This is a genomic window from Duganella sp. (assembly GCF_039595735.1).
Taxonomy (GTDB): Bacteria; Pseudomonadota; Gammaproteobacteria; order Burkholderiales; family Burkholderiaceae_D; genus Rugamonas.
The window spans coordinates 307,989-320,140 of record NZ_JBCNLB010000001.1 but is presented as its reverse complement, the minus strand read 5'-3'; the positions used below and the strand labels follow the sequence as shown (position 1 = coordinate 320,140).

At 65.2% G+C, this 12,152-nt stretch carries 11 protein-coding genes; 3 read left to right on the top strand and 8 right to left on the bottom strand.

What is annotated here, in order from left to right:
- The first annotated feature begins 12 nt into the window (after window positions 1–12).
- Window positions 13–1,224 carry a cyclopropane-fatty-acyl-phospholipid synthase family protein gene (locus ABDW57_RS01470; RefSeq protein ID WP_343728432.1) on the top strand — a complete coding sequence of 404 codons (1,212 nt, stop codon included), beginning with the start codon at window positions 13–15 and terminating at the stop codon, window positions 1,222–1,224.
- Here the strand turns inward: ABDW57_RS01470 and msrA are convergent.
- A complete protein-coding gene (msrA, locus tag ABDW57_RS01465) occupies window positions 1,217–1,741 on the bottom strand; it encodes a peptide-methionine (S)-S-oxide reductase MsrA (RefSeq protein ID WP_343728431.1) in 525 nt (174 codons plus the stop codon). The genes ABDW57_RS01470 and msrA overlap by 8 nt on opposite strands.
- A gap of 171 nt (window positions 1,742–1,912) precedes the next feature.
- On the opposite strand from msrA, the gene ABDW57_RS01460 reads away from it, so the two are divergent.
- Window positions 1,913–2,416 (top strand): flavin reductase family protein, encoded by a 504-nt coding sequence (locus tag ABDW57_RS01460; RefSeq protein ID WP_343728430.1) that lies wholly within the window; start codon window positions 1,913–1,915, stop codon window positions 2,414–2,416.
- Window positions 2,417–2,505: 89 nt separating this feature from the next.
- Window positions 2,506–3,690, top strand: coding sequence for an acyl-CoA dehydrogenase (locus tag ABDW57_RS01455; protein ID WP_343728429.1), 1,185 nt, complete (start codon window positions 2,506–2,508; stop codon window positions 3,688–3,690).
- A gap of 12 nt (window positions 3,691–3,702) precedes the next feature.
- Here the strand turns inward: ABDW57_RS01455 and ABDW57_RS01450 are convergent, their stop codons facing one another.
- The 7 genes from ABDW57_RS01450 to purE form a co-directional block, all read right to left on the bottom strand.
- Window positions 3,703–5,286, bottom strand: coding sequence for a methyl-accepting chemotaxis protein (locus ABDW57_RS01450; RefSeq protein WP_343728428.1), 1,584 nt, complete (start codon window positions 5,284–5,286; stop codon window positions 3,703–3,705).
- Between the two features lie 192 nt (window positions 5,287–5,478).
- On the bottom strand, window positions 5,479–6,159 hold the full coding sequence (locus ABDW57_RS01445; protein WP_343728427.1) for an OmpW family outer membrane protein: 681 nt from the start codon (window positions 6,157–6,159) through the stop codon (window positions 5,479–5,481).
- A 25-nt stretch (window positions 6,160–6,184) separates the two neighbouring features.
- The gene (locus ABDW57_RS01440) at window positions 6,185–7,564 is read right to left on the bottom strand and encodes an esterase (protein ID WP_343728426.1); all 1,380 of its coding nucleotides are present in this window, start codon (window positions 7,562–7,564) and stop codon (window positions 6,185–6,187) included.
- Between the two features lie 172 nt (window positions 7,565–7,736).
- Window positions 7,737–9,278, bottom strand: a complete 1,542-nt coding sequence (locus ABDW57_RS01435) for a lipase family protein (protein ID WP_343728425.1) — start codon at window positions 9,276–9,278, stop codon at window positions 7,737–7,739.
- Between the two features lie 105 nt (window positions 9,279–9,383).
- Window positions 9,384–10,457, bottom strand: a complete 1,074-nt coding sequence (locus ABDW57_RS01430) for an L-threonylcarbamoyladenylate synthase (RefSeq protein ID WP_343728424.1) — start codon at window positions 10,455–10,457, stop codon at window positions 9,384–9,386.
- A complete protein-coding gene (locus ABDW57_RS01425; protein ID WP_343728423.1) occupies window positions 10,454–11,650 on the bottom strand; it encodes a 5-(carboxyamino)imidazole ribonucleotide synthase in 1,197 nt (398 codons plus the stop codon). Before ABDW57_RS01425 ends, ABDW57_RS01430 begins: the two co-directional genes overlap by 4 nt.
- A gap of 3 nt (window positions 11,651–11,653) precedes the next feature.
- On the bottom strand, window positions 11,654–12,151 hold the full coding sequence (purE, locus tag ABDW57_RS01420) for a 5-(carboxyamino)imidazole ribonucleotide mutase (protein ID WP_343728422.1): 498 nt from the start codon (window positions 12,149–12,151) through the stop codon (window positions 11,654–11,656).
- Window position 12,152 lies beyond the last annotated feature (1 nt).

Here is a 12,152-nt window from a genome sequence, read left to right as displayed (position 1 = left end):
AGGAGGTGTATCTTGTTCGTACGGAATCAACTCAGCAACTGGATCGATGGCATGCGCGCGCAGCTGACGCTGCCGCTGCGCATTGAATTGTGGAACGGCCAGCAGGTCGACCTGTCCAGCGAGGCGCCGCGCGTGACCATCAAGCTGCCCAATGTGGCGGCCGCGCGCTATCTGCTCACGCCGTCGCTGTCCAATCTCGGCGCCGCCTATGTGGAGGGCGCCATCGAGGTCAAGGGCAAGGCGCGCGATATGATTGCGGTGGTCAATGCGCTGGCCCGCACTTCGCTCAAGGCCGAGGGCAAGTTCGCGCGGCTGGCACGCACTTTCCACCACAGCAAGCAGAAGGACGCCGCGGCGATCCGCTATCACTACGACGTGTCCAACGCGTTCTATCAGCAGTTCCTCGATCCGCGCATGGTGTATTCCTGCGCTTACTTTGAAAACGGCGACGAGGATCTGGCCACCGCCCAGCTCAAAAAGATCGACCACATTTTGCGCAAGATTGAGCTGCAGCCCAACCAGACCCTGCTCGACATCGGCTGCGGCTGGGGCGCGCTGGTGATCCGCGCGGCGCAGCAGTACAACGCCCGCTGCGTCGGCGTCACGCTGTCCGAAAACCAGTACGCGCTGGCGCAGCAGCGCGTGCGCGAGGCCGGGCTGGAGCATCTGGTCGAGATCCGCCTGCAGGATTACCGCGATGTGCGCGGCCAGTTCGACCGCATTACCAGCGTCGGCATGTTCGAGCACGTCGGCCTGCGCCATTTGCCGGAGTATTTCACCGCCATCCACAGCCTGCTGGCGCCGGACGGCGTGGTGATGAACCACGGCATCACCACCACCGATCCCGACAACGGTGAAACGCCCTACGGCGGCGGCGAGTTCATCGAGAAATATGTGTTCCCGCACGGCGAGCTGGCCCACATCGGCCATGTGCTGCGCGCCATGCAGCAGGGCGCGCTGGAGGTGAGCGACGTGGAAAACCTGCGCCGCCATTACGCCCGCACCTGCGCCATCTGGACCGATAATTTTGAAGCGCACACCGATCAGGTGCGCGCGCTGGCCGGCGACAAGCGCTACCGCATCTGGCATGTGTATCTGGCCGGCTGCGCCTATGCGTTTGAGCAGGACTGGATCAGCCTGTACCAGATCGTCGGCCGCAAGGCCGGCCAGCGCTCGGCGGCGCTGCCGTGGTCACGCAAGCATATGTATCCGGCTGCTACCTGATGCGGCTGGCGTAGGTCTTGCGGAATTTCTCCAGCTTGGGCGCCACCACGAAGGCGCAGTAGCCCTGCAGCGGATGCTGGCGGAAGTAGTCCTGGTGGTAGTCCTCGGCCTGGTAGAAGGTCTGGGCCGGCGCCAGTTCGGTGACGATCGGCGCATCCCACACGTGGGCCATCTCGGCCACCACCTGGCGCGCCATGGCTTCCTGCTGCGGCGTCAGGTAGTAGATGACGGAACGGTACTGGGTGCCGACGTCATTGCCCTGGCGGTTGAGGGTGGTGGGGTCGTGGATGGTGAAAAAGATTTCCAGCAGGTCACGGTAGCTGATCACCGCCGGGTCGAACTCCAGCCGCACCACTTCGGCGTGGCCGGTGTCGCCGGCGCACACCTGCTCGTAGGTCGGGTGCTCGACGTGACCGCCCGTATAGCCGGAAACGACCGCCGTGACGCCTTTCACCTCCATGTACACCGCCTCGGTGCACCAGAAGCAGCCGCCGCCCAGTATTGCCGTTTCCGTCATGATCCACTCCTTCCCGTGATTCCGGCGCACGCCGGAATCCACACTGAATGTGCTTTGCCGCTCAGGTTCCATGGATTCCGGCCTGCGCCGGCATGACGAACCATGCTGTCACTGTAACGCAAACGTGGGCAATTCGCTATGGCAGCGCAAACTTTGGCATAATGACAGACCATGAACACCACTTCACCACGCGCCGACGCGCGCAGCTTCGACACCGCCCACTTCCGCCAGGCGCTGGGCCAGTTCGCCACGGGCGTGACGATTATCACCACCCGCCTGGCCGACGGCACCTTCCGCGGCCTGACCGCGAGTTCCTTCAATTCGGTGTCGCTGGAGCCGCCGCTGGTGTTGTGGAGCCTGTCCAATGGCGCCAACAGCATGCCTATCTTTACCGGCAACTCGCATTATGTGATCAATGTGCTCAACGCCGAGCAGGCCCATCTGGCCAAGCAATTCGCCACCCGCGGCATCGATCCGTGGCAGGGGCTGGAATACGAGCTGTCGCGCACCGGCCAGCCCATCATCAAGGGCGTGTCGGCCTGGTTTGAGTGTCATAACCGTAGCCGCTACCCCGAGGGCGACCATGTGATTTTCGTTGGCGAAGTGGAATTCTGCGAGTTTTCGCCGTCCCCGCCCCTGATTTTCCATAGCGGCCAGTTCGCCGGCCTGGGCTAAAAACGGAAATTGGTGTCGCTCTTTGAAAAGCCGGCACCGGGGCGGCGGCATAGAATGCTGGCAGCATTCATCATAATGAGAGACTATCTATGAGCCAAGCCCGCGCCCAATTCCACTGGGATGATCCCCTGCTGCTGGACCAGCAACTGACCGACGACGAGCGCATGGTGCGCGACGCCGCTGCCGCCTACTGCCAGGACAAGCTGCAGCCGCGCATTCTGGAAGCCTTCCGCCACGAGCAGATGGACACCGCCATCTTCCGCGAGATGGGCGAGCTGGGCCTGCTGGGCCCGACCATTCCCGAGCAATACGGCGGTCCCGGCCTGAATTACGTGGCCTACGGCCTGATCGCGCGCGAAGTCGAGCGCGTCGATTCCGGCTACCGCTCGATGATGAGCGTGCAATCGTCGCTGGTGATGGTGCCGATCTACGAGTTCGGCACCGAGGCGCAAAAACAGAAATACCTGCCCAAGCTGGCCACCGGCGAGTGGATCGGCTGCTTCGGCCTGACCGAGCCGAACCACGGTTCCGATCCGGGTTCGATGATCACCCGCGCCAAAAAGGTGGCGGGCGGCTACGCGCTGAGCGGGTCCAAGATGTGGATCACCAATTCGCCGGTGGCCGATGTGTTCGTGGTGTGGGCCAAGGATGATGAGGGCGCGATCCGCGGCTTCGTGCTGGAAAAAGGCATGGCCGGCCTGAGCGCGCCTGCCATCCACGGCAAGTTCGGCCTGCGCGCCTCGATCACCGGCGAAATCGTCATGGATAATGTGTTCGTGCCGGAAGAGAATGCCTTCCCCGAGGTGCGCGGCCTGAAGGGGCCGTTCACCTGCCTGAACTCGGCACGCTACGGCATCGCCTGGGGCGCGCTGGGCGCGGCCGAGTCGTGCTGGCACACCGCGCGCCAGTATGTGATGGACCGGGTGCAGTTCGGCCGTCCGCTGGCGGCCAATCAGCTGATCCAGAAGAAGCTGGCCGACATGCAGACCGAGATCACCATGGGCCTGCAGGGCTGCCTGCGTTTGGGCCGCATGAAGGATGAGGGCACGGCCGCAGTGGAAATCACCTCGATGATGAAGCGCAATTCATGCGGCAAGTCGCTGGACGTGGCGCGCATGGCGCGCGACATGTTGGGCGGCAATGGCATTTCGGACGAGTTTGGCATCATCCGCCACATGGTGAACCTGGAAGTCGTGAACACCTATGAAGGCACGCACGACATCCACGCCCTGATCCTGGGACGCGCGCAGACCGGCATCCAGGCGTTTCAGTAAGTTTCAGTCAGCTTAGCGCAGGGCGATCGCGCTGGGGTAGGCCAGCGCGCCGGGCATGCCGCTGAGCTTGAACACCGAGACCATTTGCGCCAGCCTGCCGGCCTGCTGTTTCATCGCTTCCGAGGCGGCGGCGGATTCTTCCACCAGCGCCGCATTCTGCTGCGTCACCTGATCCATCTCGGTCACCGCCTGGTTGATCTGTTCGATGCCGGCGCTCTGCTCCCGGCTGGCGTTGGTGATCTCCTCCATCATGTCGGTCACCTGGCGGATGCTGGCCACCACCTCGCGCATGGTGCTGCCGGCCTGCTCCACCAGCCGGCTGCCGGCATCGGCCTGCTGCACCGAGTTGTCGATCAGGGCCTTGATTTGCCTGGCCGCGGCCGCGCTGCGCTGCGCCAGGGTGCGCACTTCCGACGCCACCACCGCGAAACCGCGCCCCTGCTCGCCGGCCCGCGCGGCTTCCACCGCCGCGTTCAAGGCCAGGATATTGGTCTGGAACGCGATGCCATCGATCACGCTGATGATGTCGACAATCTGCCTGGCCGACTCGTTGATCGAGCCCATTGTTCCCACCACTTCCGCCACCACGCTGCCGCCCTTGACCGCCACCTCGGCGGCCGCCAGCGCCAGCTGGTTGGCCTGTCGCGCATGGTCGGCGTTCTGCCGCACGGTTGCCGTCAGCTGTTCCATCGACGAGGCGGTTTCCTCCAGTGAACTGGCCTGCTCCTCGGTGCGCGCCGACAGGTCGGCCGCGCCCACCGCGATCTGCTGCGACGCCGAGGCGATCAGGTCGGTGCCGCCGCGCACCTCGCCCACCATCACCACCAGGCCGGCATTCATGTCCTTCAGCGCTTGCAGCAGCTGGCCGGTCTCGTCGCGGCTGGTGACTTCAATCTGGCTGGTCAGGTCGCCGGCCGCCACCGTCTGCGCCACCCTGACGGCCGCGCCCACCGGCCGCACGATCGAGCGGGTGATCAGCCACGCGATCAGCGCGCCCAGCACCACTGCCGACAAGGCAAACACGCCCACCTGCAGACGGGTGCGGCGGTAAATCGCGCGGGCCTCCGCCACCGATGCGGCGGTATTGTCGTTCTGAAACTGCGTCAGCGCATCCAGCGCCGCGTACCAGCGGTCTTGCGCTGGACGCACTTGCGCCAGCAGCAGGCTGGTGGCCTCGGCGTCCTTGTCGGCCTGGGCCAGCACGATGGCCCGGTCCATCAGGACCGTGGTTTCAGCGCGCATGGCGTCGATATTGGCCAGCATGTCCTTGCCTTGGGCGCGCGTCACCAGCGGTTTCAGCTTTTGATAGCCTTGTTCATACCGCTCGCGCTGCTCGGCAATCCGCCTGACTTCCGGCGCGCGCTGGAGGTCGTCGGAAAACAGGATCACATTGCGCACCGCGATGGAGTTGGTTTGCACCGCATCCTCCATGTCGGTGAGCAAGGCGATCTTGACCATGTTGGCGCCCACGATGTCCTCGAACTGGTCCTCGATTTTGGCCATGCTCGACAAGCCGGCCGCCGCCAGCGCCAGCATCAGCGCCAGCACCACCGCAAACCCCAACCCTAAACGTCCCCCGATTTTGATGTTGTTCATGCTGTCCCGATTATCGTTTTTGTTCGTCAAACGATCACCGTAGCCGATTTGCGCAAGAATCCCTACCAGCATTTTCTGATAAGCGTGTAGGGAAATCCTTGATTTTGCGTACGCCCGGGACAAAAAAAAACCCGCCTTCGGCAAGGCGGGTTCCGCTACGCACACCGCCTGCGGCGGCGGCTTGCGCGGGGTTTAGAAGCCCTTGAAGTTGTAGCCCACGCTGATGTTGACCGCCAGCGGGTCCAGGCGCACGTCCTGCACCTGGCCGGTCGAGTAATGGGCCGTGGTCTTCAGCTTGGTCTTGATGACCGAGGCGTCCAGGAACCACTTCTCGTTGATCTTCACCGTGCCGCCGAGCTGGAAGCTGGCCGCCACTTTGTCGTCCAGCTTGAAGGTCGCGCCCGGGCCGCCCGTGTTCAGCACCGCGGTCAGCTGGCCCGAACCACGCTCCTTCTGGAACATGGCGTAGGTAATGCCCAGGCCCAGGTACGGCCGCACCATCGCGTCCGGCTTCAGGAAGCGGTACTGGATGAAGGCGGTCGGCGGCAGCACTTCCGAAGTGGCCAGCTTGCCGGTGCCGTTGATCGAGCCGGCGCCGTACAGGTCGTGCTTGTAGGGCAGGCCCAGGTCCAGCTCGGCCGAGATGTTATCGGTCAGCATGTAGGCAATCGTGAAGCGCGGCTTGGTGTCCGAGCCGACGTCGGTCTTGGTGTCCGGCAGCGCCGGCGCCGAGACGTTGCCCGACTCCACTTTCGGGGTGATCTTGTTGACGCCCAGCGTACCGATCCAGGTGCCAGCCCCTTGTTGTGCCGATGCCGCCGAGCAGACCGTCATTGCGGCGGCCAGCGCCAGCAGTTTTACCGAGTTTTTCATAGTGTCTCCGAATAGTGATGTGTGATTACAGCCAGCCCTTGGTCACCAATGCCATCGACACGTAGCGTGCCAGCAGCAGGTTGTTGTACGGGGTTGGGTGCACATCGTCGGCGAACGACCAATGGCTGACATCGCCCGAGGTCAGATTGCTGCCGTTGCAAACCAGCGAGCTGCTCAGCGGATTCTTGGTGGTGTCGGTGATGATGCAGGCTGGTTGAGACACATTGGTCAGACCGTAGGGCGCCGGATTGGTGGCCTGGTCGTGGCTGACCGCAAACACGTCCACCAATACCACTTTCGCTTCGCCGGACAGGCCGGAGGTCAGGGCGGTGTTGAAGGCGGAAACGGCGGCATTGATCAGTCCCTGGGTAGCGGCATCCTTGGCGCGGCCGGCCGGGGTGGTAGCCACGTCGGGCAGATTATTCACCACCACGTAGTTGGCGCCGTTGGCGATGATCTGGGTTTTCACCAGCGCCACCAGTTCGCCGGCGGCCTTGCCCATGTTGGCCACCAGTGCCGGGCCGTTGGCCGCGGCGTAGTCGGCGCCGGCCTTGGCGCCGGCGGCAGTCGCGTCAGCCTTGGCCTTGACCGTCATCGGGCCGGAGACGGCTGGGTCGGCAACGCTGGACGCGCCCGGCTGCACGGCGGCGGCGCCGATCGCGGCCAGGGTGATGCTTTCCTGGGTGGCGCCGGCACGCACGCTTTCCGCCCCCACCGCGGCGGTAATGGCGCTTGCCGCAGTGGCCGGGTCGGTGGCCTTGGCCGCCAGTTGCGCGATCAGGCTGGCAAAATAAGCCTTGCCGGCGGCGGTCGTGCCAGCCGTCGTGGCAGCGGTGCTCAGCTCGGCCAGCTGGGCCAGGATTTCGCCGCCGCCGCCGAACACGATCACCAGCTCGTCCCCCTTGAACTTGCCGCCGACCGCTTTCAGGTGGTTGGCCACCTGGGTCACCAGCGGATAGGTCAGCGCGCCGACCGGGCTGCCGGTGGCTTTGTTGCCGGAGCCAACCGGGTTGGTGATGCGCGAACCACCCATGGCGTAGCCATAGCAACCGGCGTGCGCCGTGGCCGGCACCGAGAAGCCCTTGGTAGCGTCGCCATCCAGGCCGGTCACAGCAGCGCATGGCGCCGGCAGGCCGAGTTGGGCGGCCAGCAGCTCGGTCCAGTTTTTACCGGTGAAGGAGGCGTTGATCGACGTGTTGTCGCCGTTGATGGTGAACTTGCCGCCCTTCAGTGCGGCAACGGTACCCACGGCGTAGGAGCCAACGTCGGACAGGCTGTCGCCAAACGTTACCTGCGCGCTGTATTTGATTTTAACGGACTGGTTGCCCGGTGCTGGATCGGTGCCGCCGCAACCCGCAAGGACGGCCAGGGCCATTGCAGCAAGTGCAAATTTGGTGTGACGCATTTTGTCTCCTCTAGATATTTTTAGCTTGTGATACGAACGGCCGTGCTATTCGCATCCCAACTAATATGCCAGTCTGGACTGCTTCTGTATAGAGCCATTGCACTAAAAACCAGGGTTTGTGAGCAAAAAAGAACGCTTGCTCGGCGTTTGTTAATCTACCTCAAATCGCGACTCACCGCGATGGTGCAGAATCAAAGAAGGCGCGCGCCTCGCGCAGGCAAAACGGCGCTACCAGGCCGGCGTGATAGCTGTCCTTGACGATCTGGTCAGCGGCAGCCGGTGTGGCGCCCTGGTCCAGCGCGGCGCGCCGCAACAGCGCCTTGGCGGCGGCAAAGCCGGCGCGGGTGGTCAGGTAGGGGCCGGTCAGCGCGGTATCGTCCACGTTCAGCACGCTCAGTTGCAGGGTCGTGCTGTTTTGCGCGCGGAAGTAGGCGGCCGTCGCGGTCGTATTCGCGTATGGCACCAGCGGGTCGGCATCGCCGCCGCACAGGAACAGCGGCACATTCGGCACATAAGTGCGCAAATCATTCTTCAGCAGCCACTTGCGCAGCGACTGCGCCGGCGTGCAGCTGAGCGGCGCGGCGTTGCTGCCGTTGCAGGGGTGGGCTTTGAGGTCGGCCAGATAGCTGTCGCGGTAGCTGCTCTTGATCAGGTGGTCCGGGCCGAAGAAGCTGCCATAGCCGGCCGCCTGCGGCAACGAGTCCGAGGCAAACAGCACATCGTTGGGCAGCTTGCCAGCCGCCACCAGATCGCCCAGGCTTTGCGTACCGGGCAGCAGGTTCTCAATGCCGCCGGCGTATTTGGCTTCGTAAATCTCGCTGGTGCTGGCGTACAGGTTGGCGCCGGCACGCTGGCCGGCATTGATCAGCATGGGCAGGAACCCGGCCGAGCCGGTGGTCGGCGCGCCGTTGAAGATGCTGTCGCCAAACAAGGTCAGCGCGTAAGGCCCGGACAACGGCGCCGCCGCCGTCACCGCGAACTCGCCCGGATATTTGGTCTGCATGGCGCGCTGGGTCGCCAGCGCCACGAAGCCGCCTTGCGAGTAGCCGGTCACCATCAAGCGGGCGGAAGCGCTGGCGTTGATGCTGCCAAACACGCTGCGGGCGGCGCGCAAGGCGTCAATCATGTCGGCCGCCTGCTGTTCGGCGTCCAGATAGGGATGATAGCCGGCGCTGGAGCCGGCATAGCCCACATAGTTGGGCGCCACCACGATGTAGCCTTGCGCCGCAAACATGGCGGCGATCAGGCGCGCTTCGTTGGAGGACAGGTTGGCCATGTCGGTGCTCTTCTGCACCGAGGTGCCGTGCGCATACAGCATGACCGGACGGCCGCCCTGACAGGCGGCGTTGCTGCCGGACGGCAGGTAGATGGCGGCACCAGCCGGGGTGTCGGCGGCCATGGAATCGATGGTGTGGTACTTGAACGAGTAGACCGTGATGGCACAGGTGGGCGTGCCGGTGACGGTACTGCCGAAGTCGGTCTGGGCATCGATCAGGGCTTTCAACGCGGCCGGCTCCACCGTGCTGACCGACACGCCGGGACTGATGGTGACCGGCGCCACCGTGGCGCTGCCGATCACCTGTCCGCGCAGCGATACCGGCGGCGCCGGCGGCGTGACCGACACGCCACCGGTCTGGCTGCCGGCACTGCCACCGCCGCCACAGGAAGCCAACAACATTGCCAGGGGAATCAGTGCCAGTCGCGCGTTACGCATAGTGTGTCCTTGCAAGAAGGCCGGGCGGGTTTTTCGGCCGGCAACAAAAACATCTTAGCAGGAAAGCAATGCGCGAACGACATCCCGCAGGGCAAGAATGGCAGCTTATTTTTGCAGCAGCGCCGCGACCACGCCGGCCGAGCCAAACACCGAGCGGCGCAGACGGTCGTTGACGCCGAGCCAGTCGCTGTCTTGCGGCGGCGTTTCGACCAGGATCAGGTCGGAGCCGGTCTGGTCCATGTCGCGCAGGGCGGCGTACAGGCCGTAGGCGTAGCCCGCCGGCTCGGCCGGCAGCTTGCGCTGGGCCGAGACCAGCGACGGCAAGGCATGGCTGATCACCGCCACCTTGATGCCCTTGGCCTGCAGGTTGCCAAGCGCGGTGCGCAGCGCCTCGGCGGCCAGCATGGTCACCGGCGTGCGCGGCGCGTAATGCGATTCCAGCGTGCCCGAGGCGCGCGGCGCGGCCTGGTCGGGCGCGGCCGGCAGCATGCCGATGACATCGGCAATCTGCTGCGCCGTGATGTGGCCGGGACGCAGCAGCACCGGGCCGTGCGTGGCCAGGCGCGACATGTCGACGATGGTGGACTCGATGCCAACCTGGCTGGGGCCGCCTTCCAGCACCACGCTGAGCGCGGCGGCCGAGCAGGCGGCGTCGCCGTTGAGGGCGCCATCGTCGTGGGCGTCGAGGCCGAACTCATCGCGCACGTGCTGGGCGGTGGTCGGGCTGACGTTGCCGAATTTGTTGGCCGACGGCGCCGCCACGCCGCCCTTGCCGCCCTTGAACGCGCGCAGCAAGGCGATCGCCACCGGATGCGACGGGCAGCGGATGCCAACCGAATCCTGGCCGGCCGAGACGGCGTCCGGAATCTGCGGGTGGCGCTTGAGGATCAGCGTCAGCGGGCCGGGCCAGAAAGCCTGCACCAGCTGGCGCGCCTGCTCCGGCACCTCGGTGGTCCAGTAATCCAGCTCGGCGCCGGGCGCGACGTGCACGATCACCGGGTGGTCGTGCGGCCGGCCCTTGGCTTGGTAGATGCGCGCCACGGCGGCCGGGTTTTCCGCATCCGCGCCCAGTCCGTAGACGGTCTCGGTCGGGAAGGCGACCAGGCCGCCCTCTTCCAGCACGGCCGCCGCGTTGGCGATGGCCGCCTGGTCGGCAACGGTGGCAGCAGGCTGCTTCACGCTGCAATCCCGAGGATGGCGCAAGCGGCGTTGAGCTGCTGCTGCGCTTGTTCCAGCGTCGGCGCGATGAAGGTCAGGTGGCCCATCTTGCGCGCGCGGCGCGGATCGTCCTTGCCGTACAGGTGCAGATTGGCGCCAGGCAGCGCCAGCACTTCATCCCATGCCGGTTCGCGCGGCGTGTCACTGTCGCCGTCGAACCAGACGTCGCCCAGGATGTTGAGCATGACAGCCGGCGAATGCTGGCGCACATCACCCAGCGGCAGGCGTGCCATGGCGCGCACCTGCTGCGCGAACTGGCTGGTGACACAGGCGTCGATGGTGTAGTGGCCGCTGTTGTGCGGACGTGGCGCCATCTCGTTGACCACCAGCGAACCGTCGGTCAGCACGAAGAACTCGATGCACAGCACGCCCACGTAGCCCAGCTCGGCCACGATGGCTTGCGCCGCCTTCTGCGCTTTCAGGGCGCTCTCGTCGGAGACGTTCGGGCCGGGTACGGTGGTGGTGAACAGGATACCGTCGCGGTGGACGTTTTCAGCGATCGGGTAGACCACCGATTCGCCGTCGTGGCCGCGCGCGGTCAGCACCGACACTTCATACGCCAGCGGCAGCATTTTCTCCAGCAGGCAGTTGACCTTGCCCATGGATTCAAACGCGGCCTGCACGTCGGCGCGCGACTTCACGCGCACCTGGCCCTTGCCGTCGTAACCCATGCGCACGGTTTTCAGGATGCCCGGCAGCAGATTGTCATCGATGGCGTCGATGTCCGCCTGCGCGGCGATCACCTTGTGCGGCGCCGGCAGCACGCCCGATGTGGGCGCGCAGCTGACAAAGAAGCTTTTCTCCGCGATGCGGTCCTGCGCCACCGACACGCCATGCGCATTGGGCGCCACAAACACCGATTGCGCCAGGCGCGACAGGCTGTCGGCCGGGACGTTTTCAAACTCGGTGGTGACAGCGGCGCATTGCGCGGCCAGCGCATCGAGGCCGGCGGCATCGCTGTAGCCGGCATTGACCAGTCGTTGCGCGACCTGGCCGGCCGGGCAATCCTCCGACGGCTCCAGCACGGCAACCTGATAGCCCATGGCTTGCGCGGCCTGGGCAAACATGCGGCCCAGCTGGCCGCCGCCCATCACGCCCAGCCAGGCTGGCGGATTGGCTTGCGGCAGGATGGGTTTCAACTTCGTATCACTCATTGTTCACAGCGGCAGGGTCATGGCCTTGGCGGCCTCGGTTTGCGAAACACGGAAGGCTTCCAGCTTGGCGGCCAGCGCGTCGTCGGTCGATGCGATCATGGCCACGGCGGTCAGCGCTGCATTGGCGGCGCCGGCTTCACCGATGGCGAAAGTCGATACCGGCACGCCTTTCGGCATCTGCAGGATGGACAGCATGGAGTCTTCGCCGCGCAGGTACCTGGACGGCACCGGCACGCCCAGCACTGGCACAATGGTCATGGCGGCCACCATGCCCGGCAGGTGCGCCGCACCGCCGGCGCCGGCGATGATGGCGCGCAGGCCGCGCGCGCGGGCGCTCTTGGCGTAGGCATACATCTCGTCCGGCATGCGGTGGGCCGAGATCACCTGCGCTTCAAACGGCACGCCGAATTGCTTGAGGATGTTGACCGCGTTCTGCATCACGTCCCAGTCCGAGGACGAGCCCATGATGACGCCGACCAGAGGTTTGTTTTGCTCGCTCATC

What these genes read in the sequence shown, in the direction of transcription:
- msrA (WP_343728431.1), bottom strand. Translation starts at nt 1,741, where the DNA reads ATGACGGAAACGGCAATACTGGGCGGCGGCTGCTTCTGGTGCACCGAG.
- ABDW57_RS01460 (WP_343728430.1), top strand. Translation starts at nt 1,913, where the DNA reads ATGAACACCACTTCACCACGCGCCGACGCGCGCAGCTTCGACACCGCC.
- ABDW57_RS01455 (WP_343728429.1), top strand. Translation starts at nt 2,506, where the DNA reads ATGAGCCAAGCCCGCGCCCAATTCCACTGGGATGATCCCCTGCTGCTG.
- ABDW57_RS01450 (WP_343728428.1), bottom strand. Translation starts at nt 5,286, where the DNA reads ATGAACAACATCAAAATCGGGGGACGTTTAGGGTTGGGGTTTGCGGTG.
- ABDW57_RS01445 (WP_343728427.1), bottom strand. Translation starts at nt 6,159, where the DNA reads ATGAAAAACTCGGTAAAACTGCTGGCGCTGGCCGCCGCAATGACGGTC.
- ABDW57_RS01440 (WP_343728426.1), bottom strand. Translation starts at nt 7,564, where the DNA reads ATGCGTCACACCAAATTTGCACTTGCTGCAATGGCCCTGGCCGTCCTT.
- ABDW57_RS01435 (WP_343728425.1), bottom strand. Translation starts at nt 9,278, where the DNA reads ATGCGTAACGCGCGACTGGCACTGATTCCCCTGGCAATGTTGTTGGCT.
- ABDW57_RS01425 (WP_343728423.1), bottom strand. Translation starts at nt 11,650, where the DNA reads ATGAGTGATACGAAGTTGAAACCCATCCTGCCGCAAGCCAATCCGCCA.
- purE (WP_343728422.1), bottom strand. Translation starts at nt 12,151, where the DNA reads ATGAGCGAGCAAAACAAACCTCTGGTCGGCGTCATCATGGGCTCGTCC.